Annotated in this window: 12 protein-coding genes; 7 read left to right on the top strand and 5 right to left on the bottom strand. The window is 52.0% G+C overall.

Features of this window, described 5'->3' with window-relative positions; genetic code table 11:
* Positions 1–223 (top strand): IS3 family transposase (locus HMPREF1051_RS09300; protein WP_036492078.1); only part of this gene is annotated, 223 nt, incomplete at its 5' end.
* Between the two features lie 72 nt (positions 224–295).
* Here HMPREF1051_RS09300 and HMPREF1051_RS09295 read toward each other — a convergent pair.
* Positions 296–1,627, bottom strand: a complete 1,332-nt coding sequence (locus tag HMPREF1051_RS09295; protein ID WP_003767660.1) for an MFS transporter — start codon at positions 1,625–1,627, stop codon at positions 296–298.
* A gap of 219 nt (positions 1,628–1,846) precedes the next feature.
* Entirely contained in the window at positions 1,847–2,884 is a 1,038-nt protein-coding gene (locus HMPREF1051_RS09290) for a LacI family DNA-binding transcriptional regulator (protein WP_003767668.1), read from the bottom strand.
* 295 nt (positions 2,885–3,179) lie between these two features.
* Between HMPREF1051_RS09290 and pgi the strand changes: the two genes are divergently transcribed.
* A complete protein-coding gene (gene pgi / locus HMPREF1051_RS09285; RefSeq protein WP_003767673.1) occupies positions 3,180–4,808 on the top strand; it encodes a glucose-6-phosphate isomerase in 1,629 nt (542 codons plus the stop codon).
* Positions 4,809–5,143: 335 nt separating this feature from the next.
* On the opposite strand, the gene HMPREF1051_RS09280 is transcribed toward pgi, so the two are convergent.
* Positions 5,144–5,872, bottom strand: a complete 729-nt coding sequence (locus HMPREF1051_RS09280) for a YebC/PmpR family DNA-binding transcriptional regulator (RefSeq protein ID WP_003767678.1) — start codon at positions 5,870–5,872, stop codon at positions 5,144–5,146.
* Between the two features lie 372 nt (positions 5,873–6,244).
* Here HMPREF1051_RS09280 and HMPREF1051_RS09275 point away from each other — a divergent pair, with 372 nt between their 5' ends.
* From HMPREF1051_RS09275 to HMPREF1051_RS09260, 4 genes are all read left to right on the top strand, one after another.
* Positions 6,245–7,663 carry an alanine/glycine:cation symporter family protein gene (locus HMPREF1051_RS09275; RefSeq protein WP_003767671.1) on the top strand — a complete coding sequence of 473 codons (1,419 nt, stop codon included), beginning with the start codon at positions 6,245–6,247 and terminating at the stop codon, positions 7,661–7,663.
* 157 nt (positions 7,664–7,820) lie between these two features.
* A complete protein-coding gene (locus tag HMPREF1051_RS09270; protein ID WP_003767654.1) occupies positions 7,821–9,416 on the top strand; it encodes a peptide chain release factor 3 in 1,596 nt (531 codons plus the stop codon).
* 89 nt (positions 9,417–9,505) lie between these two features.
* Positions 9,506–9,883, top strand: coding sequence for a hypothetical protein (locus HMPREF1051_RS09265; RefSeq protein ID WP_003767663.1), 378 nt, complete (start codon positions 9,506–9,508; stop codon positions 9,881–9,883).
* 90 nt (positions 9,884–9,973) lie between these two features.
* Positions 9,974–10,495: a hypothetical protein gene (locus HMPREF1051_RS09260; protein ID WP_003767670.1), complete on the top strand. Its 522-nt coding sequence runs from the start codon at positions 9,974–9,976 to the stop codon at positions 10,493–10,495.
* 270 nt (positions 10,496–10,765) lie between these two features.
* Here the strand turns inward: HMPREF1051_RS09260 and gap are convergent, their stop codons facing one another.
* A complete protein-coding gene (gene gap, locus HMPREF1051_RS09255; protein WP_003767658.1) occupies positions 10,766–11,797 on the bottom strand; it encodes a type I glyceraldehyde-3-phosphate dehydrogenase in 1,032 nt (343 codons plus the stop codon).
* A 523-nt stretch (positions 11,798–12,320) separates the two neighbouring features.
* Between gap and HMPREF1051_RS09250 the strand changes: the two genes are divergently transcribed.
* Positions 12,321–13,220, top strand: a complete 900-nt coding sequence (locus HMPREF1051_RS09250) for a metal ABC transporter solute-binding protein, Zn/Mn family (protein ID WP_003767675.1) — start codon at positions 12,321–12,323, stop codon at positions 13,218–13,220.
* Positions 13,221–13,531: 311 nt separating this feature from the next.
* Here the strand turns inward: HMPREF1051_RS09250 and HMPREF1051_RS09245 are convergent, their stop codons facing one another.
* Complete coding sequence (locus tag HMPREF1051_RS09245) at positions 13,532–13,753, bottom strand: hypothetical protein (RefSeq protein ID WP_003756477.1); 222 nt, start codon at positions 13,751–13,753, stop codon at positions 13,532–13,534.
* Between the last annotated feature and the right edge of the window lie 332 nt (positions 13,754–14,085).

Here is a 14,085-nt window from a genome sequence, read left to right as displayed (position 1 = left end):
AAGCATGTCGCGAAAGGCGAACTGTTGGGACAATGCGCCGATGGAAAGCTTCTTTGCGGTGTTGAAGACGGAGTGTTTCTATAATGCAGGTGAATTGACGGTAGATGAATTGATGAAGCAGATAGATGACTATATGGATTACTACAACCGGGAGCGTTGCAGTTTGAAATTGAAAAAGCTGAGTCCTGTCGCATACAGAACCCAGCTTGCACAGAGCGCCTGAATAGGCTTTTATGAGTGTCCAAGATTTGGGGGCCAGTTCAGTTTTCAGACGACCTTTTGGCAAATGCCTGAATCAGCCTGCCGATTCTACGCCATAAGGTTTGTTTGACGTTTTGATGGTCAGGGTCAGTACGGCGGCGATGATAAGGAGGACACCGGCAAAAGTCATGGCATGTCCCGGGTCAGCGCCGAGCAAGTTCTCATAGATTTTACTGAAGGTAAGGGTTTGGATCAGCATCGGAATCACAATCATCATGTTGACGATGCCCATATACACGCCGTAGCGCTCTTTCGGGATGGAATGCACGACAATCATAAACGGCACGCCCATCATACTTGCCCAGCCGATACCGAAGCCGATCATCGGGGCGAGCATCATATTTTTATCGGTAACATGCGGAATCGCCAAAAGGGCAAGTGCGGCAAGGGTAACGGCAAAGGCGTGGACGTATTTGGCGGCATATTTGCGCGCCATCCACATCAATCCGAAGGCAGAAATAAAGGTCACGACGTTGTAAAAACCATTGACCACACCGGTCCATGCCACTGCGTCCTCATATGCGACTTTGTTGGCAGAGGTAGCATTCCATATAGATTTGGCGAGACTGTGGGAGATGTATTGCCAGTAGATGAAGAGTGCGTACCATTGGAAGAGGTAAACCGAAGCGAGCTGCCACAAGGGTTTCGGCATGTCTTTGATGGCATGGTAAATTTCTTTAACGGCTTCAACAGGACCGCCGGATTGGGCTTTAATCGCCGCCAGCTCTTCAGGAGACGGCTCATGTTCTGGGGTGGACAATACGGTCACTAAAACAGAGCCGATGGAGCAGACGGCGCCAATATAGAACGAGCCGAATACCCAGTAGGGGATGCCCGCTTCGGAGGTTTGGTTCAACCAGTCGATTTTCTTGAAGGCATAGAGCGATATGTTGGCAAGGGTAATGCCCAAGCCGGTAAACACGGACTGCATTAGGAAGCCGATGGATTGCTGGCGTTCGGGAACGGTATCGGCGATGAAGGCGCGGAAAGGCTCCATGGCGGTATTGTTGCTGATGTCTAAGAGCCACAGCAGCAATACGGCAACCCACAATGCGGTAACGTGCGGATAGAAGAACAAACACAAGCTGCAACCGATGGCGCCGAGCAGGAAATACGGACGGCGGCGGCCAAGTCCGGGAATCCATGTACGGTCGCTCATGGCACCGATAAGGGGCTGCACCAGCAAACCGGTAATCGGTCCTGCCATATTGAGGTAAGGCAGTTTTGCAGGGTCAGCTTGCAAGAAACTGAAAATCGGGTTGATGGCGGTTTGCTGCAAACCGAAGCTGTATTGAATGCCGAAGAAGCCGAAGTTCATCAGCATAATCTGGCGAAGCGTCAGGGATACTTGTGGGGAAATCTTCATTTTGAAGCGACTCCTGGACTGTATAAGAAGAAAACATGGAACAACAAACTGCGGGAAACACTGCATAGTTGAAGCGGTTGGGCCGCTTTCTTTATTTTTGGGCGTATCGTATTGATACGTTGCAAATGGATAACGTGATGTGTTGTTTGTGTTTTCAGACGACCTTTTATTATCGTATGTTGTCTGCTTTATGAAGCAGACGTCGTCTGAAAGAATGTTTTACTTCAATGCCGTAACCGACTGCCGCCAAATCGTTTCCCCGACAACCCGAACGGGCGGACGGGCGGTTTCTTTGGTATCGATAATGTCGAACAGGATTTCCGCCGCCAGCGCGCCCATGCGCATATAGGGCAGCTCGGTGCTGGTCAACGGCGGGAACAGGGTTTCGGCAATTGCGCTGTGGTTGTCGTAACCTGCCACCGACACCTGCTCCGGAACGCGTACGCCGCGCGTCCTCAAAATGCCGTAAACGCGGACCGCCATTTCGTCGTTGCCGCAGCAAATGACCGTCGGCGGGTCGGCAAGCGACAATAATTTCAACACTGCCGCAATCAAAGGCTCGCTGTCGTTGGCAAAATCGGTGATGCCGGTTTGCACCAAGTCAGGATCGAACACCATGTCCGATTCGTCCAAAGCGCGGCGGTAGCCCGCCAAACGCAGCCGCGTCGCTTCTGCGCCCGCCTGCAAGGTGATGTAGGCGATACGGCGGTGTCCGTGACGGATGATGTTGCGTACCAAATCGTATTGCCCGCGCTCGTCGTCCGGCAAAACCGACGGCGTACCCGCCGCGTCGAAACAGTTGACCAAAACCATCGGGCAGCGGTTGGGCATTTCGGGCAGGACGATTTCGCGGTGCGATTCGGTTACATACAAAATGCCTTCCGCGCGGTGTTCCATAAACGTCCTGACCAGAGGGTCGATTTGCTCGTAGCGGTTGTCCGTATCCGCAATCATCAGCGTTTTGCCCGCTTCACGGATTTTCTGCTGGATGCCTTTGATTAAAAACATATCCGGCAGACCGTGTACCCCGCCATATTCGCCCGTGCGCGAGATGGCGCCGGTAATCAGTCCGATTAAGTCCGAACGGTTCGACCGCATCACCCGCGCCGCCGAAGACGGGATATAACCCAAAGCCGCAATCGCTGTTTCGACTTTTGCACGGGTTTTATCGCTGACCGGCGCATCGCCGTTGATGACGCGGCTGACCGTTTTGGGTGAGACGCCCGCATAAGCAGCAACATCATAAATTGTAGCCATCTTACGACTCCCGCCTCATCCCTGTTTCATTTGATTACGAAGCATATCACACCTGACATCGGTGTCATACCGAAAAATTTACAGAACTTTGATAAAAATCAATCATATAAATTGCATATTGCATACAATTCTTAACCAAGCCGACTCCCCGCATTCGCCAAACCCGCGCCCCTTTGTTAAACTACATACGACTACATAAATATTCACCCTATCGAACCAATCACCACAACGACAATCTATAACTGAATCACATCCCCCGAATGAGCGGGGCGAACCCAATTCCGAAGGAAACCCGATGACCGCATTTACCGAAGCATGGCAAGCCCTTGAACAACACCGGCTCGACACACAACACATCCACCTGCGCGACCGCTTCGCCGCCGAACCCGACCGCTTCGGCAATATGCACGAAACCCTCGACGGCCTCCTCTTCGATTACAGCAAAAACCGCCTCGGCGAAGACACTTTGCAACTTTTGTGCCGCCTTGCCGAAGCCTCGCCCCTAGCCGGACAAATGCACGCCATGCAAAACGGCGAAAAAATCAACCTCAGCGAACACCGCGCCGTCCTCCATACCGCCTTGCGCCTGCCGCCCGACGCCGCGCCCGTTTACGTTGACGGCGAAAACATCCTCCCCAAAATCCACCGCGAACTCGACCGCGCCCTCGCCTTCGCCGAATCACTCAACAACGGCAGCCACAGGGGCATCACCGACAAACCCATCACCGACTTCGTCCACATCGGCATAGGCGGCTCCGACCTCGGCCCCAGAATGTGCGTAGAAGCCCTCAAAGCCTACCGCCAAAACATCCGCGTCCACTTCGTCAGCAATTCAGACGACGCCGACATCAGCCGCACACTCGCTCACCTCAAACCCGAAACCACCGTATTCAGCATCGCCAGCAAATCCTTCCGCACACCCGAAACCCTGCTCAACGCCTACGCCGCCCGCGCCTGGTATCGTGATGCAGGTTTGCCCGAGTCCGGCATCTACCGCCACTTCTGCGCCATCTCCTCCGACGTTGCTGCCGCCCGAAACTTCGGCATCGCCCCCGACAACGTCTTCGCCATGTTCGACTGGGTCGGCGGACGCTATTCCGTCTGGTCAACCATCGGCCTGCCCGTCATGGTTGCCGTCGGCACAGACCGCTTCCGCGAACTCCTCGCCGGCGCGCACGCCATGGACACCCACTTCTTCCAAACCCCCTACCGCCGCAACATCCCCGTCCTCATGGCGCTCATCAGCATCTGGTACAACAACTTCCAGCACGCCGACGGACAAACCGCCGTCCCATACAGCCACAACCTACGCCACCTCCCCTCGTGGCTCAACCAGCTCGACATGGAAAGCCTCGGCAAAAACCGCACCGCCGACGGCCGGCCCGTCCCCCACACCACCGGCGGCATCGTCTTCGGCGAAGAAGGCGTCAACTGCCAGCACGCCTATTTCCAACTCCTCCACCAAGGCACACGGCTCATCCCCTGCGACTTCATCGTCCCCATGACCACCGCCTACGGCATTAACCGCCAACACCGCTTCACCGTCGCCAACGCCTTCGCCCAAGCAGAAGCCCTGATGAAAGGCAAAACCCTCGAAGAAGCCCGCGCCGAACTTGCCGACCTGCCCGAAGCCGAACGCGAACGCCTCGCCCCGCAAAAAGAATTCCCCGGCAACCGCCCGAGCAACAGCCTCCTCCTCAGCGCCACCGACCCCCGCCGCCTCGGCATGCTCATGGCGGCATACGAACACCGCACCTTCGTCCAAGGCGCGGTTTGGGGCATCAACCCCTTCGACCAATGGGGCGTCGAATACGGCAAAGAACTCGCCAAAACCATCGAACCCGAACTCGACCGCGGCAACCCGCAGCACGACAGTTCCACCAACGGCCTCATCGCCTTCTACCGTGCCAACCAAAACCGGTAGGCAGTTCAAACATAAAAGGTCGTCTGAAAACTTACATCGGGTTTTCAGACGACCTTTGTGTGTTCATCATTTTCGTGGACAGAGTCCATGCTACGGAACTTGTGTTGCCAAGAAACTTTGTAGCGTGGGCTTCGCCCACGAACCACTCAAGATTTCAGACGACCTTTACGTTTATCGTTTTCGTGGACGGAATCCACACTACGGCACTTGCGTTGCCAAAAAACTTTGTAGCGTGGACTATGCCCACGAGCCATTGAAGATTCCAACAAACAACCCGCCGAAAATCCCAGACGCAAAAAAAGCAGACTCAACAGGTCTGCTTTCGATCTTTCCTATTAATCCAGATTCAACACCGCGGAAGTGTAAACGTCCTGCACGTCGTCCAAATCTTCCAGCGCATCAATCAGTTTCTGCATTTTGACGGCATCTTCGCCGGAGAGTTCGGTTTCGTTTTGGGCGCGCATGGTGACGTCGCCGTCAACGGATTTGTAGCCTGCGGTTTCCAATGCCGCTTTCACGCCCGCCCAATCGTTCGGAGCGGTGATGACTTCGATGGAGCCGTCGTCGTTGGCAATCACGTCTTCCGCACCGGCTTCCAGAGCGGCTTCCATCAGCGCGTCTTCGTCAACGCCGGGTTCGAACACCAAATAACCCTGATGCACGAAGTTGAACGCCACGCAGCCGTCGGTGCCCAAGTTGCCGCCGTTTTTGGTGAACGCATGGCGCACGTCAGCAACGGTGCGGGTTTTATTGTCGGTCAGGCAGTCCACCATCAGCGCCGCGCCGCCGATGCCGTAGCCTTCGTAGCGCAATTCGATGTATTCCACGCCTTCCAAATTGCCCGTACCTTTGTCGATGGCGCGCTGCACGTTGTCTTTGGGCATATTGTTTTCGGCGGCTTTTTCCAAAGCCAGGCGCAGGCGCGGATTGGCGCCGGGATCGCCGCCGCCCATGCGGGCTGCGACGGTGATTTCTTTAATCAGACGGGTGAAGATTTTGCCGCGTTTGGCATCTTGACGGGCTTTTTTATGCTGGATATTCGCCCACTTGCTATGACCTGCCATATATGGATTCCTTTCGATTTTCCGCCTTATCCGGCGGGCTCTTGCTCATTTTCAAAGGACGCATTTTAACATAGGTTGAATATACCTAAAATATTCAGACGACCCTGCATTCTGCCCAAAAGGTCGTCTGAAAACGCCGATAGCGCCCGACAAACGCAAAAATCTTGTCTTTGCCCAAACCTGACCCTTTTTTTCGTTTGCCTCACAAAAGGTTTACGGTATCATGCAGGCCTGCTTCAGGATTGTTGACAACTTGGGGCAAAACGGACGAAGCCGGCCTGCTCGCCGCGCCGTCCGACACAACGGCATTCAACGGAGTAACCGCCGCCGGATGCCGTCATCTGTTCATTTTTCAATATAAGGTTTGTAATTATGGAAAAAACATTGTCTGCACTGGTGGGCGCAGTCAATCTGATTCTGTGGGACTACCTGCTGATTTACGCCCTTTTGGGCATCGGCCTGTTTTTCACACTCTATCTGGGTGCGCCGCAGATTACCAAATTTGGCGAAGGCCTCAAATCCGTTTTCGGCGGTTTGTTTTCCAAAAAAGACAAAGACGATAAATCTTTGTCGCAATTCCAAGCACTCGCCGTTGCCGTCTCCGCCCAAATCGGCACGGGCAACGTCGCCGGCGTGGCAACCGCCATTACCGCAGGCGGGCCGGGCGCGATTTTTTGGATGTGGCTTTCCGCCGTTTTGGGGATGTCCACGATTTTTGCCGAAGCGCTGCTCGCGCAAAAATACCGCGTCGTCAGCCACGGCAAATACATCGGCGGCCCCGCGTTCTACATCACGCACGGCCTGACCCCGAAAATCGGGCGCGGCGCAGCGCGTTTCTTATCGGGCTTCTTCTCCATCGCCCTGATTATCGCGCTGGGCTTCATCGGTAACGCCACGCAGGCAAACTCTATCGCCTCCTCCGTTACCATCGCCTTTAACGTACCAGCTTTGGCAGTGGGCATCACCCTCGCCGTCCTTGCGGGCATGATTATCGTCGGCGGCGTAAACCGCATCGCCAACATCGCCCAATTCGTCGTGCCGTTTATGGCGATTATCTATATTTTGTGCGCGGTCGTTATCCTGTTTGAATTCTCCGACCACATCGTACCGATGTTCAACCACATCTTTACCGCCGCCTTCAATCCCGAAGCCGTGTTAGGCGGCGCAGCGGGTATCGGTATGCGCGAAGCCGTCCGTTACGGCGTGGCACGCGGACTGTTTTCCAACGAAGCAGGTATGGGTTCGACGCCGCACGCGCACGCAACCGCCGACGTAAACCACCCTGTTCAACAAGGCTTGGCGGCATTTATCGGCGTGTTCATCGACACCATCTTGGTCTGCACCGCCACCGCGCTGATTATCCTCCTGACCGATGCCAACCTTTCCGGCGAACAAGGCGCGGCGGTTACCCAATTCGCCTTCAGCAAAGCCTTTCCCGGCTTCGGTTCGCAACTGCTCGCCGTCTGCCTGACCTTCTTCGCCTTCACCACCATCATCGGCTGGTACTACTTCGGCGAGTCCAACATCCGCTTCCTCTTCAGGGGAAAACACTTGGGCATCTACCGCGCGCTTGTGCTGCTGGCTATCGTGTTGGGTACGCTGGGCAAAGTCGATTTGGTTTGGAGCCTGTCCGATATGTTCAACGGCTTCATGGTCATCCCCAACTTAATCGCCCTATTCCTCTTGCGCAAAGAAATCCGCACCGTTTACGACGATTATCTGGCGCAGAAAAAAGCAGGCAAAAACTTGTCCTACCAATATGAATTCCACGAATTCCACGACAAGGCTTAATCCGCAATCGTGAAAAGGTCGTCTGAAAAGTTTTCAGACGACCTTTTTTATCCCCTAATCATTGAACCGATTAATGTTTTTTTGTACAATCCCCGCCATCTCAACCCTTTCTCAGGCCGTCGGAAAAGCGGCCTGAACCTTTTTGCAAAGAAAGCCCATGTCCCAAGAAATCCTCGACCAAGTGCGCCGCCGCCGCACGTTTGCCATCATCTCCCACCCCGACGCGGGTAAAACCACGCTGACCGAAAAACTCTTGCTGTTTTCAGGCGCGATTCAAAGCGCTGGTACGGTAAAAGGTAAGAAAACCGGCAAATTCGCCACTTCCGACTGGATGGAAATCGAGAAGCAGCGCGGCATTTCCGTCGCTTCATCAGTGATGCAGTTCGACTACAAAGACCACACCGTCAACCTCTTGGACACGCCGGGACACCAAGACTTCTCCGAAGACACCTACCGCGTTTTGACCGCCGTTGATAGCGCATTGATGGTCATCGACGCGGCAAAAGGCGTGGAAGCGCAAACCATCAAACTCTTGAACGTCTGCCGCCTGCGCAATACGCCGATTGTCACGTTCATGAACAAATACGACCGCGAAGTGCGCGACTCTTTGGAATTGCTGGACGAAGTGGAAAACATTTTAAAAATCCGCTGTGCGCCCGTCACTTGGCCGATCGGCATGGGCAAAAACTTCAAAGGCGTGTACCACATCCTGAACGACGAAATCTATCTCTTTGAAGCCGGCGGCGAACGCCTGCCGCACGAGTTCGACATCATTAAAGGCATCAACAATCCCGAACTGGAACAACGCTTTCCGCTGGAAATCCAGCAGTTGCGCGACGAAATCGAATTGGTGCAGGCGGCTTCCAACGAGTTCAATCTCGACGAATTTCTCGCTGGCGAACTCACGCCCGTGTTCTTCGGTTCGGCGATTAACAACTTCGGCATTCAGGAAATCCTCAATTCATTGATTGACTGGGCGCCCGCGCCGAAACCGCGCGACGCGACCGTGCGCATGGTCGAGCCGGACGAGCCGAAATTTTCCGGATTTATCTTTAAAATCCAAGCCAATATGGACCCGAAACACCGCGACCGCATCGCCTTTTTACGCGTCTGCTCCGGCAAATTCGAGCGCGGCATGAAGATGAAACACCTGCGCATCAACCGCGAAATTGCCGCATCCAGCGTGGTTACGTTCATGTCACACGACCGCGAGCTGGTGGAAGAAGCCTACGCGGGTGATATCATCGGCATCCCGAACCACGGCAACATCCAAATCGGCGACAGTTTCTCCGAAGGCGAGCAACTGGCGTTCACCGGCATCCCCTTCTTCGCGCCCGAACTGTTCCGCAGCGTCCGCATCAAAAACCCGCTGAAAATCAAGCAACTGCAAAAAGGCTTGCAACAGCTTGGCGAAGAAGGCGCGGTACAAGTCTTCAAACCGATGAGCGGCGCAGATTTGATTTTGGGCGCAGTCGGCGTGTTGCAGTTTGAAGTCGTTACCTCGCGCCTCGCCAACGAATACGGCGTAGAAGCCGTGTTCGACAACGCATCCATCTGGTCGGCACGCTGGGTATCGTGCGACGACAAGAAAAAGCTGGCAGAGTTTGAAAAAGCCAATGCGGGCAACCTCGCCATCGACGCAGGTGGCAACCTCGCCTACCTCGCCCCCAACCGCGTGAATTTGGGACTCACGCAAGAACGCTGGCCGGATATTGTGTTCCACGAAACGCGCGAGCATTCGGTGAAACTGTAATAGATTAAAAAGGTCGTCTGAAACCCTGACAGGACAGACGATTAGAATCTTTTTTATGCAACCTACGTCTATGATTTGAAGGAATGTTGATGAAAAAACAAATTGTATTGGCTGTTGCCCTGCTTCTGACCACTGCTGCCGCAAATGCCGGCGGAGCCAAACTCTCCTGCGGCAAACAGAAATGGGATGGAACAGAATTAGGCGTAACCAAATGCCGTTATTCAGGTAACTCTTTATCTGACGCTTATACTGCTGCTTTAAAAAAAGAGGGGGGAAGCGGAGTACTGCCCAAAACCCTGCCAACCCGTAATATGAAACGTCAAATAAACGAAGAAACGGAAACCTCCATTCAATGGACCGGCAAAAAAATAGTCAATGTTTGCGTAAATAGCGAGGGATTCGATTGTTTCGAATTGAAACAGCAAAAAGATCATGTGGATGTTACATTTACAGTCGCAACACCATAAATCTTGGTTTAGGTCGTCTGAAAACTCAGTATGGCAACAAGCATGAATACCTGATACAGCCGACCAATTTAGCCTAATTCGGAGAAAATCATGCAAAAACTGCTTTTAGCGGCAGTATTCATGGCAAGCATGCAATTTGCTGCCGCCGAACGCGCACCCATAGCAATTCCTAAAAAAGTACAGGAAGCCATCAATGAAGATAAACAAACCTGCCGTGAAATGGGGGGAAAATTCTCTGTTGGTCAAGCTTTGGATATTATCGATTTGAATAACGACGGTTATCATGATTTTGTCTACGACATGAGCAAGGTCACCTGCGCCAACGCACCTGATCTGGGCGGCTCCGGCGGCTGGGCGGTCACTGTTTTTGCAGGCCAGCCGGATGGTTCTGCCAAACAGGCATTTCTTCATGGCGCAGTCGGAACAAAAATCATCGACAACAAACTTTATTTAGGCGTGGGTGGAGAGCTATGCGGCGAAGACACACGCGGTAAAGTACGCGCACAATATCAAAATTGTATCCGTCCGCTACAATGGAATGCACGCAAGAAAGTGTTTGAGTTTGCGCCCGTCTCACAGAAAAAACCTTTCCCCAAAAGCTTGCAGCGTTAAGGACAAAATCAATCAGTCGGTCATCTGAAACCCGTAAACTGCACCTTTCACAAAGGTGCAGTTTTTTTATCCCTGCCTACAACTAGGTGCTTCATCTTTTTAGGTATGACGACAACCATGAGTGTTGCAGTTTAAAATTAAAAAAGCCGAGTCCTGCAATATACGGAACCCGGCTTATAGAAAACGTCCGAACAATCTCTTATACGCGCCCAAATTTTGCCGGGCAATTCAAGTTTTCAGACGACCTTTTAGCGTATCAAACCATCCGTTTTATTCAAACGGGCGCACTTCCAAACCGAACATACGGCGGGCAGTGTTCAGCATTTGGCAGCTGAAGCCCCACTCGTTGTCGTACCAGGCGAACACTTTGACCATATTGCCGTCGGTTACTTTGGTCAACGTTGCGTCAAAGGTACTGGCTTGGGTAGTATGGTTAAAGTCCATAGACACCAGCGGCAGCGTGTTGTAGCCCAACACGCCTTTCAGACGACCTTCTTCTGAGGCAGCTTTCATCAGCGCATTGATTTCTTCGACACTCGTATCGCGCGCGGCTTGGAAGCTCAAATCCACCAATGAGACATTGACGGTCGGCACGCGGATGGCAAGGCCGTCGAGTTTGCCTTTCAATTCGGGCAAGACCAAACCGACGGCTTTCGCCGCGCCGGTTTTGGTCGGAATCATGTTTTCCACACCGCTGCGGGCGCGGCGCAAGTCTTTGTGACGCACGTCGGTCACGGTTTGGTCGTTGGTCAGGGCGTGAATGGTGGTCATCGCACCTTTGACGATGCCGATGTTTTCGCTCAATACTTTGGCGACGGGGGCAAGGCAGTTGGTGGTGCAGGAAGCATTGGAGATGACGGTCATGTCGTTGGTGATGATGTCATCGTTCACACCGTAAACGATGGTCGCGTCAACGTCAGCCTCGCCAGGCGCGGAAATCAGCACTTTTTTCGCACCGCTTTCGAGATGGGCATTGGCTTTGGATTTGCTGGTAAACGAGCCGGTGCATTCCATCACCAAGTCCACGCCCAAGTCGCGCCAGGGCAGTTCGGCAGGGTTGCGGGTGGAGAAGAACGGGATTTTGCGGCCGTTGATGATGAGGTGGGTCGCATCGTGGGAAATGTCAGCATTAAAGCGGCCGTGGACGGTATCGAATTTGGTCAGATGGGCGTTGGTTTCGAGGCTGCCGCTGGCGTTGACGGCGACGACTTCAAGTTGGTCTTGCAGGTTGTAATCGTAGATGGCGCGTAATACTTGGCGGCCGATGCGGCCATATCCGTTAATGGCGACTTTAATGCCCATGTTTTTTCCTTTTGGGGTATAGGGTGGTTAACTGATTCGCACATTATAGCAAATTTGTAGTGTGATGTAATTAACATTTTATCAAATAAATCTTGTTCAATCATATCTGCTTATTTTTATACCAAAAAGATAACGAATTATTTTATTCTACAAAATACCATATAAGGAAATTTATATTTCAATTATATTTAAAATATACGTATTTAATCTTAGCTTCCTACTCTCTTAAAAAAAGGGAAAACCTGAATCTTTCTGATTTTATTTATTTGAAAAAGATAATCTCTAACCAAATTCCGCTACATCACGCAACAAAAATCCCCGCCATTCCCTCCCTTTTATCTTAAAAATCAATAAATATAATCCTATGCCTAATTTCATAATAAATTAACAAACCCCTGCCCTCCTCCCAAAATCCCCCGTTTTCAAGGCATAAAGCGCGTTCTTAAGCGGAGGCTGCTTGAAGATTCCGTCCCACTGTTTTAAAATAAAAATGTTACGTTATATCAATCTGGAGAGAGAAAACATGAAACATTGGAAACTCGGCGTCATCGCTGCATTAATGTCCGGCGCAGTTTATGCAGCCCCGATGAACGTCGTTACCAGCTTCAGCATTTTGGGCGATGTTGCCAAACAAATCGGCGGCGACCGTGTTGCCGTGCAAAATTTGGTCGGTGCCAACCAAGACACCCACGCCTACCACATGACCAGCGGCGACATCAAAAAAATCCGCGGTGCAAAATTAGTCTTGCTCAACGGCTTGGGCTTGGAAGCGGCTGATGTTCAGCGCGCCGTCAAACAAAGCAAAGTCCCCTTCGCCGAAGCAGCCAAAGGCATACAGGCGCTTAAAGCTGAAGAAGGCGAACATCATCACGACCACGAAGGCCACCACCACGACCACGGCGAATTTGACCCGCACGTCTGGAACGACCCCGTTTTGATGACAACCTACGCCCAAAACGTTGCCAACGCCCTGATTCAGGCAGACCCCGAAGGTAAAACCTATTACCAACAACGCTTGGGCAACTACCAAGTGCAGCTGAAAAAACTGCACAGCGACGCTCAAGCTGCGTTTAACGCCGTTCCCGCTGCTAAGCGCAAAGTTCTGACCGGACACGACGCGTTCTCCTACATGGGCAAACGCTACAATATCGAGTTCATCGCCCCGCAAGGCGTGAGCAGCGAAGCCGAGCCGTCCGCCAAACAAGTGGCTTCCATCATCCGCCAAATCAAACGCGAAGGCATCAAAGCCGTGTTCACCGAAAACATCAAAGACACGCGCATGGTTGACCGCATCGCCAAAGAAACCGGCGTCAACGTTAGCGGCAAACTCTACTCCGACGCACTCGGCGGCGCACCTGCCAATACTTATATCGGCATGTACCGCTACAACGTCAAAGCCTTGACTGATGCGATGAAAAAATAAAACCGCAGAATCCAGCGTGAGCGGATAAACCGAAAGGTCGTCTGAAACAAGCTTGGCAAATTAAGCCCAAACCTGTTTCAGACGACCTTTTATAGTGGATTAACTTTAAATCAGGACAAGGCGATGAAGCCGCAGACAGTACAGATAGTACGGAACCGATTCACTTGGTGCTTCAGCACCTTAGAGAATCGTTCTCTTTGAGCTAAGGCGAGGCAACACTGTACTGGTTTAAAGTTAATCCACTATATCTTTCTTTTTCGAAGCGCTGCGCCAGTGCGTATCCGCAACAGCCGCAGCGTTGACGCTCAAATTTACTCGTCGTCTTCTTCCAACGCTTCTTGTCCGCCTTTTTCGGCAAAATGACCCAACAACCAAAGCAGAGCGCCGCCACCGGTAATCCCTGCTTTAATCCACATTGCAGTATCTTCCCCCCAGTTATAAATCCATGCTAAAACTTTCGGCACAGCATTCATATAATTCAAACCGAACGCTAAAAGACCCAGGATAAACAAAGTGCTGCCAAATCTTTTCATGAAGATTCCTTTCGATGAAAATCAGAAGATTTATAAAGAAATATAAAAAAGATTACTTTCCGCGCAATATAGATGTAAAACGATATCATTATAGTCGAAACAAATTAAAAAATATATTTTCACGCAAAATACATGGTTGAGAGCAAGCACCTCATTCCTTATCAAAGAACATATAGTGGATTAACTTTAAACCAGTACGGCGTTACCTCGCCTTAGCTCAAAGAGAACGATTCTCTAAGGTGCTGAAGCACCAAGTGAATCGGTTCCGTACTATCTGTACTGTCTGCGGCTTCGTCGCCTTGTCCTGATTTAAAGTTAATCCACTATAAATT

It is taken from the genome of Neisseria sicca VK64 (genome assembly GCF_000260655.1).
GTDB lineage: Bacteria > Pseudomonadota > Gammaproteobacteria > Burkholderiales > Neisseriaceae > Neisseria > Neisseria sicca_B.
The sequence above is the reverse complement of the archived record's forward strand: the minus strand, read 5'-3'. Positions and strand labels throughout refer to the sequence as shown.

Coding starts and splice junctions, on each gene's coding strand:
- HMPREF1051_RS09295 (WP_003767660.1), bottom strand. CDS start 1,627: ATGAAGATTTCCCCACAAGTATCCCTGACGCTTCGCCAGATTATGCTG.
- HMPREF1051_RS09290 (WP_003767668.1), bottom strand. CDS start 2,884: ATGGCTACAATTTATGATGTTGCTGCTTATGCGGGCGTCTCACCCAAA.
- pgi (WP_003767673.1), top strand. CDS start 3,180: ATGACCGCATTTACCGAAGCATGGCAAGCCCTTGAACAACACCGGCTC.
- HMPREF1051_RS09280 (WP_003767678.1), bottom strand. CDS start 5,872: ATGGCAGGTCATAGCAAGTGGGCGAATATCCAGCATAAAAAAGCCCGT.
- HMPREF1051_RS09275 (WP_003767671.1), top strand. CDS start 6,245: ATGGAAAAAACATTGTCTGCACTGGTGGGCGCAGTCAATCTGATTCTG.
- HMPREF1051_RS09270 (WP_003767654.1), top strand. CDS start 7,821: ATGTCCCAAGAAATCCTCGACCAAGTGCGCCGCCGCCGCACGTTTGCC.
- HMPREF1051_RS09265 (WP_003767663.1), top strand. CDS start 9,506: ATGAAAAAACAAATTGTATTGGCTGTTGCCCTGCTTCTGACCACTGCT.
- HMPREF1051_RS09260 (WP_003767670.1), top strand. CDS start 9,974: ATGCAAAAACTGCTTTTAGCGGCAGTATTCATGGCAAGCATGCAATTT.
- gap (WP_003767658.1), bottom strand. CDS start 11,797: ATGGGCATTAAAGTCGCCATTAACGGATATGGCCGCATCGGCCGCCAA.
- HMPREF1051_RS09250 (WP_003767675.1), top strand. CDS start 12,321: ATGAAACATTGGAAACTCGGCGTCATCGCTGCATTAATGTCCGGCGCA.
- HMPREF1051_RS09245 (WP_003756477.1), bottom strand. CDS start 13,753: ATGAAAAGATTTGGCAGCACTTTGTTTATCCTGGGTCTTTTAGCGTTC.